Genomic DNA, 19,960 nt, shown 5'->3' with positions numbered 1-19,960 from the left:
TTTACGCCGCGGCCACCGAAAATTCACGCACCGAGGCCGGGTCGAAGCGGGCGGGGTCCACCTTGAGATAGGCGAGTTCCTCCTCGGCCACCACCACCGCCTCCACCACCCCGGGCAGGGCCGCAAGCCGCGTCGCGAGCAGCGCCGCCTCGTCGGCCTCGAGCCGGCCCACCGGCACCAGCACGCTGCGCCGCGCCGGCGGGGGCCGCATCCCCAGCGCGGCCGCCAACCACAGGACCAGCAGCCCGAGGGCGGCGAGGAACACCGCCGGCAGGCCGAAGCGGCCGCTCACCCACCCGCCCAGGGCACCGCCCACGAAGGCCCCCAGGAACTGGCTGCTGGAGTAGACCCCCATCGCGGTGCCCTTGCCGTCGGGGCGCACCGTGCGCGAGACCAGCGACGGCAGGGTCGCCTCGAGGACGTTGAAGCCCCAGAAGAAGACCGCCAGGGCGAGGGCCGCGGGGACGAGCCGCCCGTGCCCCGCCCAGAGGAGGAGCTCGGCCAGGGCCAGCAGGACGATGGCGCCGAGGAAGACCGCCCGCATGCGGCCGCGCCGCTCGGCGAGGATCACCAGCGGCACCATGCCCGCGACCCCCGCGGCCATGGCCCCGAGGTAGAGCCAGCCGTGGGCCGCAGGCGCAAGCCCGGCCTCCGACCGCAGCAGCGGAGGCAGCGCGACGAAGGTCGCCGTGAGCACCGCGTGCAGGGCGAAGATGCCGAGATCCAGGCGCAGCAGCTCCGGCTGCGCCAGCACCCGGACGAGCTCGCCCGGCACCGGCTCGGTGTCGCGGTGGCGGCTCGAGCGCGCCGGGTCCGGGACCACGCCGTGGATGACGGCGATGCCGAGGAGGGCGAGCACGCCGGTGAGCCAGAAGATGCCGGGAACGCCGATCCAGGCCGCAAGCGGCGGCCCCGCCACCATGGCCAGGGCGAAGGAGAGGCCGATGCTCATCCCGACCCCGGCCATGGCCTTGGTGCGCTGCTCGTCCCGGGTCAGGTCCGCGAGCAGCGCCATCAGCGCCGCCGCGACGGCGCCCGCACCCTGCAGGGCGCGGCCCAGGATCACGCCCCAGATCCCGTCGGCGGTGGCCGCGACCACGCTGCCCGCGGCGAAGACCACGAGCCCCGCCGTGATCACGCGCTTGCGCCCGAGGCGGTCCGAGAGCAGCCCGAAGGGGATCTGCAGCAGCGCCTGGGTGAGCCCGTAGGCGCCGATGGCCACCCCCACCAGGGTCGGCGTGACCCCCTCCAGGTGCCCGGCGTAGAGGGCGAACACGGGCAGGATCATGAACAGCCCCGCCATGCGCAGGCCGAAGACCAGCGCCACCGCGGCGGTGGCGCGGCGCTCGCCGGGGGTCATGCCGGCGTCCGGGACCGTCTGTGGGTTGCGTTGGCTCATGGCGGAAAGCCGCCGTATAGTAGCAGATTCGCCCGCTCGGGCATCCCACGGGGGCAGCACGCCCATGGACGTGATCCGCATCCGCGGCGCCCGCACCCACAACCTCAAGGACATCGACCTCGAGCTTCCGCGCGGCCGCCTGGTGGTGATCACCGGCCCGTCGGGCTCGGGCAAGTCGTCCCTCGCCTTCGACACCCTCTACGCCGAGGGCCAGCGCCGCTACGTGGAGTCGCTCTCCACCTACGCGCGCCAGTTCCTGGCGGTGATGGACAAGCCCGACGTGGACGCCATCGAGGGGCTCTCACCCGCCATCGCCATCGGCCAGCACAGCCCCGCGCGCAACCCCCGCTCCACCGTGGGCACCGTCACCGAGATCCACGACCACCTGCGCCTGCTCTACGCCCGCGCCGGCACACCGCACTGCCCCGAGCACGGGCTCGCCCTCGAGGCCTGGACGGTGAGCCAGATGGTGGACCGCATCCTCGCCCTGCCCGAGGGCAGCCGCTGGATGCTGCTCGCACCGCTGCGCGGCGAGGACCCCGCGGCCGCCCTCGAGCGGCTGCGCCGGGAGGGCTTCGTGCGCGTGCGCGTCGACGGCGCGCTGCGCGAGCTGGAGGAGGCCGAGGCGGCGGCGGGGGCGGAGATCGAGGTGGTGGTGGACCGCTTCCGCATCCGCGCGGGGCTGCGAAGCCGCCTCGCCGACTCCCTGGAGACCGCCCTCGCCCTCGGCGAGGGGATCGTGCGCGTCGCGCCCCACGACGGCGGCGAACCGATCCTGCTCGCTGCCCGCCACGCCTGCCCCCGCTGCGACTTCACCGTCCCCCCCCTGGAGCCGCGGCTCTTCTCCTTCAACAACCCCGCGGGGGCCTGCCCCGCCTGCGGTGGCCTCGGCAGCGAGACCTTCTTCGATCCGGCGAAGGTGGTGACCGACCCCGCCCGCAGCCTCGCCTCCGGCGCGATCCGCGGCTGGGATTGCCGCAACGCCCACTACTTCGAGCTCATCCAGGCCCTCGCCGCGCACTACGGCTTCGACCCCGAGACCCCCTTCGCCGCGCTTCCGGCGCGGGTCCGCGACGTGCTGCTGTGGGGCAGCGGCGCCGAGGCGGTGCCCGTGCGCCGGCGCGGACCCGACGGACGCCTGCGCGAGGAGCGCCGCCCCTTCGAGGGCGTCATCCCCAACCTCGAGCGGCGCTACCGCGAGACCGCCTCGCCGGTGGTGCGCGAGGAGCTCGGCCGCTACCGCAGCGAGCGCCCGTGCCGGGCCTGCGGCGGCACCCGCCTCAACGCCGCCGCCCGCGCCGTGGAGGTGGCCGGGCGGACGCTGCCCGAGGTCGCGGCGCTGCCGGTCGCCGAGGCCCTCGCCTGGTGCCGGGGCCTCGCCCTGTCCGGCCGGCGGGCCGCGGTCGCTGCACCGATCCTGCGCGAGATCGAGCGCCGGCTGGGCTTTCTCGTCGACGTCGGCCTCGGCTACCTCACCCTCGACCGCCCCACCGACACCCTCTCCGGCGGCGAGGCCCAGCGCATCCGCCTCGCCGGCCAGATCGGCGCCGGCCTCGTGGGCGTGACCTATGTCCTGGACGAGCCCTCCATCGGGCTGCACCCCCGCGACCACGCGCGCCTGCTCGGGACCCTGTGCCGGCTGCGCGACCTCGGCAACACGGTGATCGTGGTGGAGCACGACGAGGCCACCATCCGCGCCGCCGACCACGTGGTGGACATGGGCCCGGGGGCGGGGGTGCACGGCGGGCGGGTCATCGCCGAGGGGCCGCCCCAGGCCCTCGCGCGCAACCCGGACTCGCTCACCGGGGCCTATCTCTCCGGACGGCGCGCGATCCCGGTGCCGGCGCGGCGGCGCACCCCCGACGGGCGCCGGCTGCGCATCCGCGGCGCCCGCGGCCACAACCTGCGCGGCATCGACGTGGACATCCCCCTGGGCCTGCTGGTCTGCGTCACCGGGGTCTCGGGCTCGGGCAAGTCCACCCTCGTCCACGACACCCTCGCCCGCCACGCCGCGCGCGTGCTCAACGGCGCCGCCGGCCCCGACCCCGAGCCCTTCGACACCATCGAGGGGCTCGAGCACCTGGACCGCCTGATCGAGATCGACCAGGGCCCCATCGGGCGCACCCCGCGCTCCAACCCCGCCACCTACGCGGGGCTGTTCGCGCCGATCCGCGAGCTCTTCGCCGCCACCCCCGAGGCACGCGCCCGCGGCTACGGCCCCGGCCGCTTCAGCTTCAACGTCCGCGGCGGGCGCTGCGAGGCCTGCCAGGGCGACGGGCTGGTGCGGGTGGAGATGCATTTCCTGCCCGACGTCTACGTCCCTTGCGAGGTCTGCGGCGGGCGCCGCTACGACCGCGAGACCCTCGAGATCCGCTACAAGGGCCTCAGCATCCACGATGTGCTGGAGATGACGGTGGAGGAGGCCCGCGCGGTCTTCGCCAACATCCCCGCCCTCGCGCGCCGGCTCGACGTCCTTCTCGAAGTCGGCCTCGGCTACCTCCGCCTCGGCCAGAGCGCCACCACCCTCTCCGGGGGCGAGGCGCAGCGGCTCAAGCTCGCGCGCGAGCTGGCCCGCCGCGACACCGGCCGCACCCTCTACATCCTCGACGAGCCCACCACCGGCCTGCATCTCGACGACATCGCGCGGCTGTTGGAGGTGCTGGAGCGGCTGGTGGCGCACGGCAACACCGTGCTCGTCATCGAGCACCAGCTCGACGTGGTCAAGCGCGCCGACTGGATCATCGACCTCGGCCCCGAGGGCGGGGCCGGCGGCGGCGAGGTGGTGGCGTGCGGCCCGCCGGAGGCGGTGGCCGAGGCCGCCCGCTCCCACACCGGCCGCTTCCTCCGCCCCCTGCTCGCGGCGGGCGCGGCCGCCGCCCCCTGAGGCGCCCTCAGGCCCGCTCCACCGCCACCGGGTCGCCGACCCGCAGCCCGAGCCGCGCCGCCGCCGAGCCGCCGTGGACCGCGATCTCCACCAGCCCCATGGAGTCCACGTACCAGAAGGCGGCCCCCGGGGGCACCTCGCCGAAGGTGCGCGCCCGGCGCAGGCGCCGCCCCGCCGCCACGAGCACCGCGCCGCCCGCCACCGCGCCCGCCCGCAGGCCGGTGACGCAGTTGCCGTAGGGATCGACGTAGATCACCTCCGCGGGCTCGTCGGCGACGCCGTGGTCCGGGGCCGGCACCGGGGCCATGTCCAGCGGGGCGCCGCGCGCAAGCCGCGCCGCCGCCGGCGCGAAGAGGTCGCGGCCGTGGAAGGTGTCGGAGAGCCGCGACGGGCGCCAGCGGATCTCGTGCCAGCGCCCCCCGCCGAGCCGCCGCACCGCAGGCTCCATGAGCCCGTTGTCCGGCCCCACCAGCCACCGCCCCGCCGTCCGCACCGCGAGCGCCCGCCGCGCCGTGCCGACCCCGGGGTCCACCACGCAGAGCCAGACCGCGGGCGGCGGCACGGTCTCCACCAGCGCCGCCAGCAGGACCGCCGCGGCACCCGCGCGCATGGCCGGCGCGTCCTCCATGATGCGCACCGCCGCCACGCCCGGGGCCTCGCGCGCGAGCACCGCCTCCACCTGCCCGGTGTAGGGCCCTCCGGGCCCGAAGTCGGTGAAGAGGAGGATCATGGGGTCCTGACGCGCGCGGGGCCGGAGCATGCGCCCCGGCCCCGCCTGCGGCCCGCGGCGGGCGGACTCAGTCGGCCGCGGCCTCGGCCACGGGCCGGTCCACCAGCTCCACGATGGCCATGGGCGCGCTGTCGCCGGGGCGGTAGCCGCACTTGAGGATGCGCAGGTAGCCGCCCGGGCGCTCCCGGTAGCGGGGACCCAGCTCGTTGAAGAGCTTCGTCACCACCTCGCGGTCGCGCAGCCGCGTGAAGGCCAGGCGGCGGTTGGCGACGCTGTCGCGCTTGGCCAGGGTGATGAGCGGCTCGGCCACGCGCCGCAGCTCCTTCGCCTTGGGCAGGGTGGTGCGGATCACCTCGTGCCGCAGGAGCGAGGCCGCCATGTTGCGGAACATGGCCTTGCGATGGCTGCTCGTGCGGTTGAGTTTCCGGCCGGCTTTGCGATGACGCATCTCGCTATCTCCCCCTCCGTCACACCCCGCCGGGGCCCGTCTCGTCGTCGCGCTTCAGCCCCGGCGGCGGCCAGTTCTCCAGCTTCATGCCCAGGGAGAGTCCCTTGGAGGCCAGCACGTCCTTGATCTCGGTGAGCGACTTCTTGCCCAGGTTCGGGGTCTTGAGCAGCTCCACCTCGGTCTTCTGGATGAGGTCGCCGATGTAGCGGATGTTCTCGGCCTTGAGGCAGTTGGCCGAGCGCACCGTGAGCTCCAGATCGTCCACCGGGCGCAGGAGGATGGGGTCGATCTGCGGCTGCGGCTTCGCCTTCTCGGCGGCGGCCGCCGCACCGCCCTCCAGCGCCACGAAGACGCTCAGCTGATCGCGCAGGATCCGGGCCGCCTCCCGCACCGCCTCCTCGGCGTCGATGGTGCCGTTGGTCTCGATCTCGAGGACGAGGCGGTCGAGATCGGTGCGTTGCTCCACGCGCGCGGCCTCGACCCGGTAGGCCACCCGCCGCACCGGGCTGAAGCTGGCGTCGAGCTGGAGCCGCCCGATGGGACGGTCCCCCTCCTCCTCGCCACCCCGACGGGCGGTGGCCGGCTGGTAGCCGCGCCCGCGCGCCACGTAGAGGGTCATGTTGAGCTCGCCGGCCTTGGTCAGGTGCGCGATCTCCAGCTCGGGATTGACCACCTCTACGTCGTGGTCGAGCTGGATGTCGCCGGCGGTGACGGGCCCCGGACCCTTCTTGCTCAGGCGCAGCACCGCCTCGTCGCGTGCATGCATGCGGATGGCCAACTGCTTGAGGTTGAGCAGGATCTCGAGCACGTCCTCCTGCACCCCCTCGATGGTGGTGTACTCGTGGAGCACGCCCTCGATCTCGGCCTCCACCACCGCCGCCCCGGGCATGGACGAGAGCAGCACGCGCCGCAGCGCATTGCCCAGGGTGTGACCGAAGCCCCGCTCCAGGGGCTCGATGACCACCCGCGCCTGCCGCCCGTCGACGGCCTGCACGCTCACGGTGCGCGGCTTGAGAAGTTCTGCCAGAGCTGCCATGCGTGTTCCTCTCCCGGCCGGCGCCCGCCGGCCTCAGGCATTACTTGGAGTAGAGCTCGACCACCAGCGCCTCGTTGAGGTCCTGCGGCAGGTCGGCCCGCTCCGGCACGGCCTTGAAGACGCCCTCGAGCTTGTCGGCGTCCACCTCGACCCAGTCCGGGATCCCGCGCTGCTGCGCGAGCTCCATGGCGGCGCGGATGCGCATCTGGTTGCGCGCCCCCTCGCGCACCGCGACCACGTCGTTGGGCCGCACCTGGTAGGAGGGGATGTTCACCTTGCGGCCGTTGACGCTGACGGCGTTGTGCCGCACAAGCTGGCGCGCCTCGGCGCGCGAACTCGCGAACCCCATGCGATAGACGACGTTGTCGAGGCGGCGCTCGAGCAGCTGCAGCAGCGCCTCGCCGGTGTTGCCCTTGCGCCGCGAGGCCTCCTTGTAGTAGTTGCGGAACTGCCGCTCCAGGACGCCGTAGATACGCCGCAGCTTCTGCTTCTCACGCAGCTGCAGGGCGTAGTCGGTGGGGCGGCCGCGCCGCTGGCCGTGCTGGCCCGGCGGGTAGTTGCGGCTCTCCACCGGGCACTTGCTGGTGTAGCACTTCTCCCCCTTGAGGAAGAGCTTGCCGCCCTCGCGGCGGCAGAGCCTGCACTTCGGTCCGATGTACTTGGCCACTTCCGTCCTCCGCTGCTAGACGCGGCGCTTCTTTGGGGGCCGGCACCCGTTGTGCGGGATCGGCGTGACGTCGGCGATGCTGGTGATGCGGAAGCCCAGCGCGTTCAGCGCCCGCACGGCGCTCTCGCGCCCGGGACCCGGCCCGCGCACGCGCACCTCCAGGTTGCGCACGCCGTACTCGCGCGCCGCGTTGCCCGCCTTCTCGGCCGCGGTCTGCGCCGCGAAGGGCGTGCTCTTGCGCGAGCCCTTGAAGCCCGCCGCCCCCGCCGACGCCCAGGTCAGCGTGTTGCCCTGGCGGTCGGTGATGGTGACGATGGTGTTGTTGAACGAGGCGTGCACGTGCGCGATCGCGTCGGCGACGCTCTTCTTGACCTTCTTGCGGGTACGTCCGCTCGGCTTGGCCATGTCCCTCTCCCAACCGATCAGCGCTTGGCGCCGATGGCGCGCCGCGGCCCCTTCCGCGTGCGCGCGTTGGTCCTCGTGCGCTGGCCGCGCACCGGCAGCCCGCGGCGGTGGCGCAGGCCGCGGTAGCAGCCGAGGTCCATGAGCCGCTTGATGCTCATGGCCACCTCCCGGCGCAGATCGCCCTCGACCTGGTACTTGCCCACCTCGGCGCGCAGGCGGTCGAGCTCCTCCTCGGTCAGCTCGCGCACCTTGACGTCGGGCCGCACCCCGGCGGCCTCGCAGATCCTGCGCGCCCGCGTGCGCCCGATCCCGTAGATGTAGGTCAAGGCGATGACGGTATGCTTGCGATCCGGTATGTTGACACCGGCGATTCGTGCCATAGGAATCCTACCCCCTGGGAAACGCCCCGGTCGCGGGAAAGCGCGGAATCGTAGCGCGCCCGCGGCGTCAAATCAACCGTGCGCTCAGCCCTGGCGCTGCTTGTGCCGCTTTTCCTTGCAGATGACCCGCACGCTGCCGTGGCGCCGGATGATCTTGCAGTGGCGGCAGATCCGCTTCACCGATGCCTGAACCTTCATTGCTCTGTCCCCTCGAGAATGTCTACGGGATGTTCCCGCCTCAGCGCACGACGCCGGCGCGGCCGTGGCCCTTGAGGTTGGCCTTGCGCATGAGGCTGTCGTACTGGTGCGAGACGAGGTGGGCCTGCACCTGGGCCATGAAGTCCATCACCACCACGACGATGATGAGCAGCGAGGTGCCGCCGAAGTAGAACGGCACGTTCCAGTAGAGGATCAGGAACTCCGGCAGCAGGCTCACCGCGGTGATGTAGAGGGCCCCCACCAGCGTCAGCCGCGTCATCACCTCGTCGATGTAGCGGGCCGTCTGCTGGCCCGGGCGGATGCCCGGGATGAAGGCGCCGGACTTCTTGAGGTTCTCCGCCGTCTCCTTGCTGTTGAAGACGAGCGCGGTGTAGAAGAAGCAGAAGAAGATGATGGCCACCGAGTAGGCGAGGATGTAGAGCGGCTGCCCGGGCGAGAGGGTGGCGCTGAGGTCGCGCAGCCAGCCCATGCCCTCGGTGCTGCCGAACCAGCTTCCCAGGGTCGCCGGGAAGAGGATGATGCTGGAGGCGAAGATGGGCGGGATGACGCCGGCCATGTTGATCTTGAGCGGCAGGTGGCTCGACTGCCCGGCGTAGACCCTGCGCCCCTGCTGGCGCCGCGCGTAGTTGACCGGGATGCGCCGCTGCGCCCGCTCCATGAAGACCACGAAGGCCGTCACCGCCACCGCGAGCACGAACAGCGCCAGGATCGCGCCCGGCCCCAGCTCGCCGGTGCGCCCGAGCTCCAGCGTGCCGCCGATGGCGCGCGGCAGGCCCGCCACGATGCCGGCGAAGATGATGAGGGAGATGCCGTTGCCGACCCCGCGCTCGGTGACCTGCTCGCCGAGCCACATGAGGAACATGGTCCCGGTGACGAGGCTGATGGTGGCGGTGAAGACGAAGCCGAAGCCCGGATTGATGACGATGGACTGGCCGCCGACGCTCTGGTTCTGCAACGCAATCGCGACCCCGATGGCCTGGAACGTGGCGAGCCCCAGGGTGGCGTAGCGGGTGTACTGGGTGATCTTGCGCCGTCCGGCCTCGCCCTCCTTCTTGAGCCGCTCCAGCGTCGGCACCACCACCGTGAGCAGCTGCAGGATGATGGAGGCCGAGATGTAGGGCATGACGCCGAGGGCGAAGATGGTCAGCCGCTGCAGCGCCCCCCCGGAGAACATGTTGAACATGTCGAGGATGGTGCCGCGCTGCTGGTCGAAGAGCGCCGCCAGCGCCTGCGGGTCGATCCCGGGCACCGGGATGTGGGTGCCGATGCGGTAGACCACGAGCGCGCCGAGGACGAAGAGCAGGCGCTGGCGCAGCTCGGTGATGCGCCCGAGATCGCCCAGACCCGCCCCCCGGCTGCCGGCGCGCGCCATCGCCTCAGTCCTCGATGCGGCCGCCCGCGGCCTCGATCGCGGCCCGCGCCCCGCGGGTCACCGCGAGCCCCTTGACCGTCACCGGCCGGGCGAGCTCCCCGGTGGCGACGACCTTGACCCACTTCGTGCGCCCCGGCACCAGCCGCGCCTTGCGCAGGGCCGCCAGATCCACCACCTCGCCCTCCACGCGGGCGAGGTCGGCGAGCCGCACCTCGGCCCAGTAGCGGGCCTTGCGCGAGCGGAAGCCCACCTTCGGCAGGCGGCGCTGCAGCGGCATCTGGCCGCCCTCGAACCCGACCTTGCCGAGCCCGCCGGCGCGCGCCTTCTGCCCCTTGTGGCCCTTGCCGCAGGTCTTGCCCCAGCCCGAGCCGATGCCGCGTCCGACGCGCTTGCGCCCGGGGCGGCTCCCGGGGGCCGGCTGCAGGGTGTTCAGTCGCATCGTCAGACCTCCTCCACCTTGAGAAGGTAGGCCACCTTCCGGATCATGCCCCGGATCGCCGGGGTGTCCTCCAGCTCCACCGTCTGGTGCATGCGCCGCAGCCCCAGCCCGGCGATGCAGGCCCGATGCTTGGGGATGCGCCCGTAGCGGCTGCGCACCAGGGTGACGCGAAGCTTCTTCCCCTCGGCCATGGCGCTCACTCCAAGATCTCCTTGACCGGCTTGCCCCGCTTGGCGGCCACGTACTCGGGATCCACCATCTCGGCGAGGCCCTTGACCGTGGCGCGCACGACGTTGATGGGGTTGCGCGAGCCGATGCTCTTGGCGAGCACGTCCTGCACCCCGAGCACCTCGAACACCGCGCGCATGGCGCCGCCGGCGATGATGCCGGTACCCTTCGAGGCCGGCTGCATGAACACCTTGGAGGCGCCGTGCTCGGCCTCCACCGGGTGCTGCAGCGTGGTGCCGTTGAGGCGCACCGTGACCATGTTGCGGCGCGCCTTCTCCATCGCCTTCTGGATCGCCACCGGCACCTCGCGCGCCTTGCCGAGGCCGAAGCCCACGCGCCCGGCGCCGTCGCCGACCACGGTGAGCGCGGTGAAGCCGAACTGGCGCCCGCCCTTGACCACCTTGGCGACGCGGTTGATCGCGATCAGCTTCTCGCGCAGCCCGTCGTCGCGCTCCATCTCCGTCCTCGCCATCTTGCGCTCCCCGCCGTGTTCAGAACTCGAGGCCGGCCTCGCGCGCGGCCTCGGCCAGCGCCTTCACCCGGCCGTGGTACTTGAAGCCGGAGCGGTCGAAGGCGACCCGGGTGATCCCCTTGGCCTTCGCCCGCTCGGCCACCGCGCGCCCGACCGCGCGGGCGGCCTCGACGTTGCCGGTGCCGGCAAGTCCCTCGCGCACCTCCTTCTGCAGCGTCGAGGCGGCGGCCACCACCTCCCCGCCCGTGGGCGCGATCACCTGGGCATAGATGTGCCGCGGCGTGCGATGGACGGTCAGCCGATAGACGCCCAGCTCCCGGATCTTCATCCGGGTGCGGCGCGCACGGCGCATGCGAGCAGCCTTCTTGTCCATCCCGAATACCACCCTACTTCTTCTTCGCTTCCTTGCGGACGATGACCTCGTCCGCGTAGCGGATGCCCTTGCCCTTGTACGGCTCCGGCGGCCGGTAGGCGCGGATCCGCGCCGCCACCTGCCCCACCTGCTGCTTGTCCACCCCCCGCACCACGATCTCGGTCGGGCTCGGGGTCTCGATGGTGATCCCCTCCGGCACCGCGAACGCAACCGGATGCGAGAAGCCCAGGGTGAGGTTCAGCACCTTGCCCTGGGCCTGGGCGCGGTAGCCCACACCGACGAGCTGCAGGCGCCGCTCGAAGCCCTCGCTCACCCCCCGCACCATGTTCGCGACCAGGGCCCGCGTGGTCCCCGCCAGGGCCCAGCCCTGCGGGTGCCCGTTGCGCGCGGCGAAGCGCACCTCGCCGTCGCCGATGCTCACCTCCACGGCCTCGTGCACCCGCCAGCGCAGCTCGCCCTTCGGCCCCTTGACCGCCACCTCGCCTTCGGCGAGCGTGACCTCGACGCCCTTCGGGATCTGGACCGGACTCTTCGCCACCCTCGACATCGCCGACCCCCTCAGGCCACGTAGCACAGGACCTCGCCGCCCTCGCCGATGCGGCGCGCGGCACGGTCCGACATGACGCCCTTCGAGGTCGAGACCACGGCGATGCCGAGGCCGCCGAGGACCTTGGGCAGCTCGTCCTTGCCCCGGTACACCCGCAGGCCCGGCTTGCTCGCCCGCTCGATGCGCTCGATCACGGGGCGCCCCTGGAAGTACTTGAGCTCCACGACCAGCACCGGCTTGCCGTCCGCCTCTTCGCGGCGGTAGCCGGCGATGTAGCCCTCCTCGTGGAGAACCCGGGCGATGGCCTCCTTCAGCTTCGAGGCCGGCGCGCGCACCTCGCGCTTGCGGGCCCGCTGGCCGTTGCGGATCCGGGTCAGGAAGTCGGCGATGGGATCGCTCATGCTCATGGTTTGAAGGCTCCGCTGTCCTGGGCCGACGTGCTCACCAGCTGGCCTTGACGAGACCCGGCACGTCACCGCGCATCGCCGCCTCGCGCAGCTTGTTCCGCGCGAGCCCGAACTTGCGGTAGTAGCCGCGCGGACGCCCGGTCAGCCCGCAGCGGTTACGCAGCCGCACGGGGCTGGCGTTGCGCGGGATGCGCTGCAGCTGCTCGATGGCCCAGCGCCGCTGCTCGGCGTCGGTCTTCGGGTCGCGGATGACGGCCTTGAGCTCGGCGCGCTTGCGCGCGTAGCGCTCCGCGAGCCGCTGCCGCTTGGCCTCGCGCGCGATGACGGACTTCTTGGCCATGGCTTGTCGTCAACCTCTCACTTGCGAAACGGGAACCGGAACGCCTCGAGCAGGGCACGGGCCTCCTCGTCGGTGCGCGCCGAGGTGGTGATGGTGATGTCCATGCCCCGCACGGCGTCGATCTTGTCGTAGTCGATCTCCGGGAAGATGATCTGCTCGCGCACGCCGAGGCTGTAGTTGCCGCGCCCGTCGAAGGCCCGCGGGTTGAGGCCGCGGAAGTCGCGGATGCGCGGGATGGCGATGTTGATGAGCCGGTCCAGGAACTCGTACATCCGCTCCCGGCGCAGCGTCACCTTGCAGCCGATGGGCCAGCCCTGGCGGACCTTGAACCCCGCCACCGACTTGCGCGCCCGCGTCACCACCGGCTTCTGCCCGGCGATGCGCGCCATGTCCTCCACGGCGTGCTCGATCACCTTGCGGTCGGAGACCGCCTCGCCCACCCCCATGTTGAGGGTGATCTTCACCAGCCGCGGCACCTGCATCACGGAACGGTAGCCGAACCGCTCCATGAGCTGCGGCACCACGGTCTCTTTGTAGTATTCCTGAAGCCTCGCCATGTCCCCTGCTCCGGGCCCGGTGTGTCTTGCTGCCTCGCCGCGCCGCCCCTCAGACGTCCACCACCTCGCCGGTGGACTTGAAGTAGCGGACCTTGCGGCCGTCCTCGAGGAACTTGAAGCCGACGCGGTCGGCCTTCTTGGTCTGCGGGTTGTACAGCGCCACGTTGGAGACGTGCAGCGGCGCCTCCTTCTCCAGGATGCCGCCCTGCTCGCCCCGCAGCGGGTTGGGCTTGACGTGCTTCTTGACCATGTTGACGCCCTCGACGATCACCCGATCGTCGGGCAGCACCCGCAGCACCGCGCCCCGCCGGCCCTTGTCCTTGCCCGCCAGCACCACGACCTCGTCGCCCTTCCTGATCTTCCGCATCGTCGGCCTCCGCCTCAGAGCACCTCGGGGGCGAGGGAGATGATCCGCGTGAAGCGCTCCCCGCGCAGCTCGCGCGTGACCGGGCCGAAGATGCGCGTCCCGATCGGCTGCAGCTGGTTGTTGAGCAGCACCGCCGCGTTGCTGTCGAAGCGGATGACCTGCCCGTCGGGCCGCCGCACGCCCTTGCGGGTGCGCACCACGACCGCGTTGTAGACCTCGCCCTTCTTGACCTTGCCGCGCGGGATCGCCTCCTTCACGGTGACCTTGATGATGTCACCGATGCCGGCGTAGCGGCGCTTCGACCCCCCGAGCACCTTGATACACATCACCTTGCGGGCGCCGCTGTTGTCCGCGACGTCCAGCATCGTCTGCATCTGGATCATGGCCTAGCGTCCCTCTTGTCGCCGCCGCTCAGTCCAGCCGCTCGGCCCGCTCGACGATCTCCACCAGGCGCCAGCGCTTCAGACGCGACAGCGGCCGCGTCTCCTGGATGCGCACGGTGTCGCCCTCACGGCAGGCGTTGTCCTCGTCGTGGGCATAGACCTTGGTGGAGCGGCGTACGTACTTGCCGTACAGCGGGTGCTTGACGCGCCGCTCGATGAGCACCGTCACCGTCTTGTCCATCTTGTCGCTGACGACGCGGCCGACGATGGTCCGCGCCCGGCGCTCGCCGTTGTGCACCTCGCTCATGACTCGCTACCCGTCTTCTCCCGCAGCACGGTCTTGACCCGGGCGATGTCGCGCCGGACCCTCTTGAACAGATGCGGCCGCGGCTGCTGCCCCGACCCCTGCTGCATGCGCAGGTTGAACTGCTCGCGCAGCAGCCCGTAGAGCTCCTCGCGCAGCTCCTCGACGGACTTCTCCCGCAGCTCGCTCGCCTTCATCAGAGCACCGTCCTCGTCACGAAGGTGGTCTGCACCGGAAGCTTCGCCGCCGCCCGGCGGAAGGCCTCGCGCGCCACCTCCTCGGAAACGCCCTCGATCTCGTAGAGCATCGTCCCCGGCTGGACCTTGGCGACCCAGTACTCGACGTTGCCCTTGCCCTTGCCCATGCGGACCTCCACCGGCTTCTGCGTCACCGGCACATCGGGGAAGATCCGGATCCAGATCTTGCCGCCGCGGCGCACGTGGCGCGTGATCGCCCGGCGGGCGGCCTCGATCTGGCGCGCGGTGATGCGCCCCCGGGTCGTCGCCTTGAGCCCGTACTCGCCGAAGCTGACGCGCCCGCCGCGCCAGGCCAGGCCGCGGTTGCGCCCCTTCTGCTGCTTGCGGAACTTGGTCCTTTTCGGCTGCAGCATCGGCCCACCCCCTTACTTGCTCGCCGCCTTCTTGGCCTCGGCCGGCTCCTCGGCGGGCTCGTCGCCGAAGACCTCGCCCTTGAAGATCCACACCTTGACGCCGATCACGCCGTAGGTGGTGCGCGCCTCGGCGAAGCCGTAGTCGATGTCGGCGCGCAGGGTGTGCAGCGGCACCCGCCCCTCGCGGTACCACTCGCTGCGCGCGATCTCGGCGCCGTTGAGGCGGCCGGCGACGTTGATGCGGATGCCCTTGGCCCCGAGCCGCATGGCGTTGCCCACGGCCCGCTTCATGGCGCGACGGAACATGATCCGCCGCTCGAGCTGCTGGGCCACGCTCTCGGCGACGAGCTGCGCGTCGAGCTCGGGCTTGCGGATCTCGGCGATGCGGATCTGCACCGGCACCCGCATCAGCGCCGCCACCTCCTGGCGCAGCCGCTCGATGTCCTCGCCCTTCTTGCCGATCACCACGCCGGGCCGCGCGGTGTGGATGGTGATGTAGGCGCTCTTGGCCGGGCGGTCGATCTGGATGCGGCTCACCGACGCCTGCGCCAGGCGCTTCTTCAGGAACTCGCGCACCCGCAGGTCCGTGTTCAGGTACTCGGGGAACGTGCGCCGGTCGGCGTACCAGCGCGAGTTCCAGTCCTTGATGATGCCCAGGCGGATGCCCGTGGGATGAACCTTCTGCCCCATTCCCCTGCCCTCAGTGGTCGCCGACGGCGACGGTGATGTGGCTGGTGCGTTTGAGGATGCGCGTCGCGCGCCCGCGCGCCCGCGCCCGGAACCGCTTGTAGGTCGGGCCCTCGTCGACGCAGATGCGCGCGACCTTGAGCTCGTCGACGTCGGCGCCCTCGTTGTGCTCGGCGTTGGCGATCGCCGAGACGAGCACCTTCTCGATGATGCGCGCCGCCTTCTTGCGGCTGAAGCGCAGGATGTTGAGCGCCTCGCCCACCGGCTTGCCCCGGATCTGGTCCGCCACGAGCCGGCCCTTCTGCGCCGAGATCCTCGCGTAACGCAGCCTCGCTACCGCTTCCATGAGTCCACCCCGCCCTGTCAGCGCTTCTTGGCCTTCTTGTCCGCGGCATGCCCGCGGAAGGTCCGCGTCGGCGCGAACTCGCCCAGCTTGTGGCCGACCATGTTCTCGGTCACGAGGATGGGCACGTGCTGGCGCCCGTTGTGCACGGCGATGGTCAGCCCCACCATCTCCGGGATGATGGTCGAGCGCCGCGACCAGGTCTTGATCGGGCGCTTGCTCCCCTCCGCGCGCGCCTTCTCCACCTTCCGCAGAAGGTGCAGGTCGACGAACGGTCCTTTCTTTACCGAGCGTGGCACCGTGAAACCCCTATCGGCTACTTCTGGTAACGACGGCGCACGATCATGCGATCGGTGCGCTTGTTGCGACGCGTCCTGTGCCCCTTGGTGGGCACGCCCCACGGCGAGACCGGATGGCGGCCGCCCGAGGTCCGCCCCTCGCCGCCGCCGTGCGGGTGATCCACCGGGTTCATGGCGACGCCGCGCACGGTCGGCCGGATCCCTCGCCAGCGCTTGGCCCCGGCCTTGCCCAGCTTCTCGAGGTTGTGCTCCGGATTGGAGACGACCCCGATGGTGGCGCGGCAGTCCACGTGGACCTTGCGCATCTCGCCGGAGCGAAGCCGCAGCGTGGCATAGCTGCCCTCGCGCGCCACCAGCTGCACCGCGGCCCCGGCCGCGCGCGCAAGCTGCGCCCCCTTGCCCGGCTGCAGCTCCACGCAGTGCACCGTGGTGCCCACCGGGATGTTGCGCAGGGGCAGGCAGTTGCCGGGCTTGATGGGGGCGTCGCGCCCGGAGCGGATCTCGTCGCCCGGCTTCACCCCCTGCGGGGCGATGATGTAGCGGCGCTCGCCGTCGGCGTAGAGCACCAGCGCGATGTGGGCGCTGCGGTTCGGGTCGTACTCGAGCCGCTCGACCCGCGCCGGGATGCCGTCCTTGTTGCGACGGAAGTCGATGATGCGGTAGCGCTGCTTGTGCCCGCCGCCGCGGTGGCGCACGGTGATGCGCCCGGCATTGTTGCGCCCGCCGGTCTTGGTCTTCTTCTCCACCAGCGGCTCGTACGGCGCGCCCTTGTGCAGGCCGGGGGTGACGACGCGCACCACATGGCGGCGCCCCGGCGAGGTCGGCTTCGCTTTGACCAGCGGCATCGCTCCCTACCCCTCAGTCCTGGCCCATGAAATCGATCTCGTGCCCCTCACGCAGGCGCACGTACGCCTTCTTCCAGTCCGGCCGCCGACCCGGGGTGCGCCCGAAGCGCTTGCGCTTGCCGTGCACGTTGACCACCCGCACCGAGTCGACCTCCACCTCGAACATGGTCTCCACCGCCCGCTTGATCTCGGGCTTGGTGGCGTCGCGCGCGACCCGGAAGGCGTACTGGCGGTGCGCGTCCGCGATCCGCGTACTCTTCTCCGTGATCACGGGCGCCAGAAGGATCTTCATCAGCCGCTCGCGGTTCATGCCAGCCACCCCTCCAGGTGCCTCACCGCCCCCTCGGTCATGAGCACCTTGTCGTAGCCGATGAGCGAGACCGGATCGATCGCCCGCGCGTCGCAGACCCCCACCCCGACGAGGTTGCGCGCGGCGAGGTAGAGCTTCTCGTCCAGCTCCTCGACCACGATCAGCACCTCGCCCAGCCCCCAAGCGTCGAGCCGCGCGCGCAGCGCCTTCGTCTTCGGCTCCTCGACCCCGAACTCGGGCACCACGAGGAGCCGCTCCTGGCGCACCAGCTCGGACAGGATCGCGCGTATTGCGCCCCGATACATCTTGCGGTTGACCTTCTGCTCGTAGCTTCGCGGGCGCGCCGCGAAGGTCACGGCGCCGCCCCGCCAGAGCGGGCTGCGGATGCTGCCGTGGCGGGCGCGGCCCGTGCCCTTCTGTCGCCACGGCTTGCGGCCGCCGCCGGAGACCTCCGAGCGGGACTTCTGCGCCTTGGTGCCGACGCGGGCGCCGGCGAGATAGGCCACCACCACCTGGTGCACCAGGGCCTCGTTGAACGGACGCGCGAAGACCGCGTCCGAGACCTCGAGGCTGCCGCTCACCGCGCCGTCGCCCGGATTGCGAACACTGAGCTCCATCGCCAACCCCCTCACGAGCGGGCCTTCACGGCCGGCCGCACGATCACGTCGCCGCCCCGCGCACCCGGCACCGCGCCCTTGACCAGCAGCAGGTTGCGCTCGGCGTCCACCCGCACCACGGTGAGGTTCTGCACCGTGCGGCGCACGTCGCCCATGTGCCCGGCCATGCGCTTGCCCTTGAAGACGCGTCCCGGCGTCTGGTTCTGGCCGATGGAGCCCGGCACCCGGTGGGAGAGCGAGTTGCCGTGGGTGGCGTCCTGGGAGCGGAAGTTGTGCCGCTTGATGGTGCCCGCGAACCCCTTGCCGATGCTGGTGCCGGTGACGTCCACCTTCTGCCCCGCCTCGAAGAGGTCCACCTTGAGCTCCGCCCCGACCTCGATGCCCTCGCCCTCGCCCTCGGCGAGCCGGAACTCCCACAGGCCGCGGCCCGGCTCCACCCCGGCCTTGGCGAAGTGCCCCGCCTCGGGCTTGTTGACCCGCTGCGGCTTGCGCCGCCCCGTGGTCACCTGGACCGCGCGATAGCCGTCGCGCTCCACCGTGCGCACATGGGTCACCCGGTTGGGCTCCACCTGGATCACGGTGACCGGGACGACCTCGCCCTCCTCGGTGAAAAGACGGGTCATCCCCAGCTTTCTGCCTACCAGTCCCAGCGCCATCTCTCTATCCCCGATCCGGCCCGCCTCAGCCGAGGCGGATCTGGACGTCGACCCCCGCCGCCAGATCCAGCTTCATGAGCGCGTCGACCGTCTTGTCCGTCGGCTCCACGATGTCGAGGAGCCGCTTGTGGGTGCGGATCTCGTACTGGTCGCGCGCGTCCTTGTTGACGTGCGGCGAGATCAGCACCGTGTAGCGCTCCTTCTTGGTGGGCAGCGGGATCGGGCCCCGCACCACCGCGCCGGTGCGCTTGGCGGTCTCGACGATCTCGCGCGCCGACTGGTCGATCAGCCGGTGATCGAACGCCTTCAGACGAATGCGGATCCGTTGCTTCACTGCCATTGCCTGTCGAGCCTCAAGCCTGTTTGCCCTGAAGGGACCGCTCCGCGATCGCCGCCGGCGCGCCCGGTGTCACTCGATGATCTTGGTGACGACGCCCGCGCCGACCGTGCGGCCGCCCTCGCGAATCGCAAAGCGCAGCCCCTCCTCCATCGCAATCGGCGCAATCAGCGACACCGTCAGCTTCACGTTGTCGCCCGGCATCACCATCTCCACACCCTCCGGCAGATCCACCGCACCCGTCACATCCGTCGTGCGGAAATAGAACTGCGGACGATACCCACCAAAAAACGGCGTGTGACGACCACCCTCCTCCTTGGACAGCACGTACACCTCCGCCTCAAACTTCGTGTGCGGCGTGATCGAACCCGGCTTGCACAGCACCTGACCACGCTCCACCTCGTCCCGCTTCGTCCCACGAAGCAGCACACCAATGTTGTCCCCCGCAACCCCCTCGTCCAAAAGCTTGCGGAACATCTCCACCCCAGTCACCGTCGTCTTCTGCGTCGGACGAAGGCCCACAATCTCCACCTCGTCACCCACCTTCACCCGACCACGCTCCACACGACCCGTCACCACCGTCCCACGACCCGAAATCGAAAACACATCCTCAATCGGCATCAGGAACGGCTGATCAATCGGACGCTCAGGCACCGGAATGTACTCGTCCATCGCCTCCATCAGCTTCACGACAGACGGCACACCAATCTCCGACTCGTCCCCCTCCAGCGCCTTCAGCGCCGAACCCACAACCACCGGCACCTCGTCCCCAGGAAACTCATACTGACTCAGCAGGTCCCGAACCTCCATCTCCACCAGCTCCAGAAGCTCGGGATCATCCACCATGTCCGCCTTGTTCATGTACACCACGATGTACGGCACACCCACCTGCCGCGCCAGCAGAATATGCTCACGCGTCTGCGGCATCGGACCATCCGCCGCCGACACCACCAAAATCGCTCCATCCATCTGCGCCGCACCCGTGATCATGTTCTTCACATAGTCCGCATGACCCGGGCAGTCCACATGCGCATAGTGACGATTCGGCGTCTGATACTCCACATGCGCCGTCGCAATCGTGATCCCACGCGCACGCTCCTCCGGCGCATTGTCAATCTGATCATACGCCTTGAACTCGGCACCACCCCACTTCTCCGCCGACACCTTCGTAAGCGCCGCCGTCAGCGTCGTCTTGCCATGGTCCACATGACCAATCGTCCCCACATTCACGTGCGGCTTCGTACGCTCAAACTTCTGCTTGGCCATCGCTCTACCCCTTCGATGTCGTTCTTCTGTCCC

32 protein-coding genes are annotated in these 19,960 nt (G+C 71.0%); 1 reads left to right on the top strand and 31 read right to left on the bottom strand.

The window, feature by feature from the left end; translation table 11 throughout:
* Position 1: 1 nt before the first annotated feature.
* Complete coding sequence (locus tag EDC57_RS03775; RefSeq protein ID WP_245995113.1) at positions 2-1,399, bottom strand: MFS transporter; 1,398 nt, start codon at positions 1,397-1,399, stop codon at positions 2-4.
* A gap of 64 nt (positions 1,400-1,463) precedes the next feature.
* Between EDC57_RS03775 and uvrA the strand changes: the two genes are divergently transcribed.
* On the top strand, positions 1,464-4,283 hold the full coding sequence (gene uvrA, locus EDC57_RS03770; RefSeq protein WP_123400372.1) for an excinuclease ABC subunit UvrA: 2,820 nt from the start codon (positions 1,464-1,466) through the stop codon (positions 4,281-4,283).
* A gap of 7 nt (positions 4,284-4,290) precedes the next feature.
* On the opposite strand, the gene EDC57_RS03765 is transcribed toward uvrA, so the two are convergent.
* The 30 genes from EDC57_RS03765 to tuf form a co-directional block, all read right to left on the bottom strand.
* Positions 4,291-5,043, bottom strand: coding sequence for an SAM hydrolase/SAM-dependent halogenase family protein (locus tag EDC57_RS03765; protein ID WP_245995112.1), 753 nt, complete (start codon positions 5,041-5,043; stop codon positions 4,291-4,293).
* Between the two features lie 37 nt (positions 5,044-5,080).
* Positions 5,081-5,461: a 50S ribosomal protein L17 gene (gene rplQ, locus EDC57_RS03760; RefSeq protein ID WP_123400370.1), complete on the bottom strand. Its 381-nt coding sequence runs from the start codon at positions 5,459-5,461 to the stop codon at positions 5,081-5,083.
* Between the two features lie 19 nt (positions 5,462-5,480).
* Positions 5,481-6,497, bottom strand: a complete 1,017-nt coding sequence (locus EDC57_RS03755) for a DNA-directed RNA polymerase subunit alpha (protein WP_123400368.1) — start codon at positions 6,495-6,497, stop codon at positions 5,481-5,483.
* Positions 6,498-6,537: 40 nt separating this feature from the next.
* Positions 6,538-7,164 carry a 30S ribosomal protein S4 gene (gene rpsD, locus EDC57_RS03750; protein WP_123400366.1) on the bottom strand — a complete coding sequence of 209 codons (627 nt, stop codon included), beginning with the start codon at positions 7,162-7,164 and terminating at the stop codon, positions 6,538-6,540.
* Positions 7,165-7,179: 15 nt separating this feature from the next.
* The gene (gene rpsK, locus EDC57_RS03745; protein WP_123400364.1) at positions 7,180-7,569 is read right to left on the bottom strand and encodes a 30S ribosomal protein S11; all 390 of its coding nucleotides are present in this window, start codon (positions 7,567-7,569) and stop codon (positions 7,180-7,182) included.
* A 17-nt stretch (positions 7,570-7,586) separates the two neighbouring features.
* Positions 7,587-7,949 (bottom strand): 30S ribosomal protein S13, encoded by a 363-nt coding sequence (gene rpsM / locus EDC57_RS03740; RefSeq protein ID WP_123400361.1) that lies wholly within the window; start codon positions 7,947-7,949, stop codon positions 7,587-7,589.
* Positions 7,950-8,033: 84 nt separating this feature from the next.
* Positions 8,034-8,147: a 50S ribosomal protein L36 gene (rpmJ, locus tag EDC57_RS03735; protein ID WP_123400359.1), complete on the bottom strand. Its 114-nt coding sequence runs from the start codon at positions 8,145-8,147 to the stop codon at positions 8,034-8,036.
* A 40-nt stretch (positions 8,148-8,187) separates the two neighbouring features.
* Positions 8,188-9,540, bottom strand: a complete 1,353-nt coding sequence (secY, locus tag EDC57_RS03730) for a preprotein translocase subunit SecY (RefSeq protein WP_123400357.1) — start codon at positions 9,538-9,540, stop codon at positions 8,188-8,190.
* A 4-nt stretch (positions 9,541-9,544) separates the two neighbouring features.
* Complete coding sequence (gene rplO, locus EDC57_RS03725; protein WP_123400355.1) at positions 9,545-9,979, bottom strand: 50S ribosomal protein L15; 435 nt, start codon at positions 9,977-9,979, stop codon at positions 9,545-9,547.
* Positions 9,980-9,981: 2 nt separating this feature from the next.
* Positions 9,982-10,170 (bottom strand): 50S ribosomal protein L30, encoded by a 189-nt coding sequence (gene rpmD / locus EDC57_RS03720; protein WP_123400906.1) that lies wholly within the window; start codon positions 10,168-10,170, stop codon positions 9,982-9,984.
* 5 nt (positions 10,171-10,175) lie between these two features.
* Complete coding sequence (gene rpsE / locus EDC57_RS03715; RefSeq protein ID WP_123400353.1) at positions 10,176-10,679, bottom strand: 30S ribosomal protein S5; 504 nt, start codon at positions 10,677-10,679, stop codon at positions 10,176-10,178.
* A 19-nt stretch (positions 10,680-10,698) separates the two neighbouring features.
* Positions 10,699-11,052: a 50S ribosomal protein L18 gene (gene rplR, locus EDC57_RS03710; protein ID WP_123400351.1), complete on the bottom strand. Its 354-nt coding sequence runs from the start codon at positions 11,050-11,052 to the stop codon at positions 10,699-10,701.
* Between the two features lie 13 nt (positions 11,053-11,065).
* Complete coding sequence (rplF, locus tag EDC57_RS03705; RefSeq protein WP_123400349.1) at positions 11,066-11,599, bottom strand: 50S ribosomal protein L6; 534 nt, start codon at positions 11,597-11,599, stop codon at positions 11,066-11,068.
* Positions 11,600-11,610: 11 nt separating this feature from the next.
* On the bottom strand, positions 11,611-12,006 hold the full coding sequence (gene rpsH / locus EDC57_RS03700; RefSeq protein WP_123400347.1) for a 30S ribosomal protein S8: 396 nt from the start codon (positions 12,004-12,006) through the stop codon (positions 11,611-11,613).
* A gap of 34 nt (positions 12,007-12,040) precedes the next feature.
* Positions 12,041-12,346, bottom strand: a complete 306-nt coding sequence (gene rpsN / locus EDC57_RS03695) for a 30S ribosomal protein S14 (protein WP_123400345.1) — start codon at positions 12,344-12,346, stop codon at positions 12,041-12,043.
* 17 nt (positions 12,347-12,363) lie between these two features.
* A complete protein-coding gene (rplE, locus tag EDC57_RS03690; RefSeq protein WP_123400343.1) occupies positions 12,364-12,903 on the bottom strand; it encodes a 50S ribosomal protein L5 in 540 nt (179 codons plus the stop codon).
* Between the two features lie 49 nt (positions 12,904-12,952).
* Positions 12,953-13,270, bottom strand: coding sequence for a 50S ribosomal protein L24 (gene rplX / locus EDC57_RS03685; protein ID WP_123400341.1), 318 nt, complete (start codon positions 13,268-13,270; stop codon positions 12,953-12,955).
* Positions 13,271-13,284: 14 nt separating this feature from the next.
* On the bottom strand, positions 13,285-13,653 hold the full coding sequence (rplN, locus tag EDC57_RS03680; RefSeq protein WP_123400339.1) for a 50S ribosomal protein L14: 369 nt from the start codon (positions 13,651-13,653) through the stop codon (positions 13,285-13,287).
* 28 nt (positions 13,654-13,681) lie between these two features.
* Positions 13,682-13,960, bottom strand: coding sequence for a 30S ribosomal protein S17 (rpsQ, locus tag EDC57_RS03675; protein WP_123400337.1), 279 nt, complete (start codon positions 13,958-13,960; stop codon positions 13,682-13,684).
* A complete protein-coding gene (rpmC, locus tag EDC57_RS03670) occupies positions 13,957-14,154 on the bottom strand; it encodes a 50S ribosomal protein L29 (protein ID WP_123400335.1) in 198 nt (65 codons plus the stop codon). Before rpmC ends, rpsQ begins: the two co-directional genes overlap by 4 nt.
* Positions 14,154-14,567: a 50S ribosomal protein L16 gene (gene rplP, locus EDC57_RS03665; RefSeq protein ID WP_123400333.1), complete on the bottom strand. Its 414-nt coding sequence runs from the start codon at positions 14,565-14,567 to the stop codon at positions 14,154-14,156. The genes rpmC and rplP overlap by 1 nt, the downstream gene beginning before the upstream one ends.
* 12 nt (positions 14,568-14,579) lie before the next feature.
* Positions 14,580-15,257 carry a 30S ribosomal protein S3 gene (gene rpsC / locus EDC57_RS03660; RefSeq protein WP_123400331.1) on the bottom strand — a complete coding sequence of 226 codons (678 nt, stop codon included), beginning with the start codon at positions 15,255-15,257 and terminating at the stop codon, positions 14,580-14,582.
* A 10-nt stretch (positions 15,258-15,267) separates the two neighbouring features.
* Positions 15,268-15,600: a 50S ribosomal protein L22 gene (rplV, locus tag EDC57_RS03655; RefSeq protein ID WP_123400329.1), complete on the bottom strand. Its 333-nt coding sequence runs from the start codon at positions 15,598-15,600 to the stop codon at positions 15,268-15,270.
* Positions 15,601-15,617: 17 nt separating this feature from the next.
* On the bottom strand, positions 15,618-15,896 hold the full coding sequence (rpsS, locus tag EDC57_RS03650; RefSeq protein WP_123400327.1) for a 30S ribosomal protein S19: 279 nt from the start codon (positions 15,894-15,896) through the stop codon (positions 15,618-15,620).
* Positions 15,897-15,913: 17 nt separating this feature from the next.
* Positions 15,914-16,741 (bottom strand): 50S ribosomal protein L2, encoded by an 828-nt coding sequence (gene rplB / locus EDC57_RS03645; protein WP_123400325.1) that lies wholly within the window; start codon positions 16,739-16,741, stop codon positions 15,914-15,916.
* Positions 16,742-16,754: 13 nt separating this feature from the next.
* Positions 16,755-17,051 (bottom strand): 50S ribosomal protein L23, encoded by a 297-nt coding sequence (gene rplW / locus EDC57_RS03640; protein ID WP_123400323.1) that lies wholly within the window; start codon positions 17,049-17,051, stop codon positions 16,755-16,757.
* Complete coding sequence (gene rplD, locus EDC57_RS03635) at positions 17,048-17,668, bottom strand: 50S ribosomal protein L4 (RefSeq protein WP_123400321.1); 621 nt, start codon at positions 17,666-17,668, stop codon at positions 17,048-17,050. Before rplD ends, rplW begins: the two co-directional genes overlap by 4 nt.
* Positions 17,669-17,679: 11 nt before the next feature.
* Complete coding sequence (gene rplC / locus EDC57_RS03630; protein ID WP_123400319.1) at positions 17,680-18,324, bottom strand: 50S ribosomal protein L3; 645 nt, start codon at positions 18,322-18,324, stop codon at positions 17,680-17,682.
* A gap of 25 nt (positions 18,325-18,349) precedes the next feature.
* A complete protein-coding gene (gene rpsJ, locus EDC57_RS03625; protein ID WP_123400317.1) occupies positions 18,350-18,664 on the bottom strand; it encodes a 30S ribosomal protein S10 in 315 nt (104 codons plus the stop codon).
* A gap of 69 nt (positions 18,665-18,733) precedes the next feature.
* Positions 18,734-19,927 carry an elongation factor Tu gene (gene tuf / locus EDC57_RS03620; RefSeq protein WP_123400294.1) on the bottom strand — a complete coding sequence of 398 codons (1,194 nt, stop codon included), beginning with the start codon at positions 19,925-19,927 and terminating at the stop codon, positions 18,734-18,736.
* Between the last annotated feature and the right edge of the window lie 33 nt (positions 19,928-19,960).

It is taken from the genome of Inmirania thermothiophila (genome assembly GCF_003751635.1).
Taxonomy (GTDB): domain Bacteria; phylum Pseudomonadota; class Gammaproteobacteria; order DSM-100275; family DSM-100275; genus Inmirania; species Inmirania thermothiophila.
This window is presented reverse-complemented; position numbering and strand designations above follow the sequence as displayed.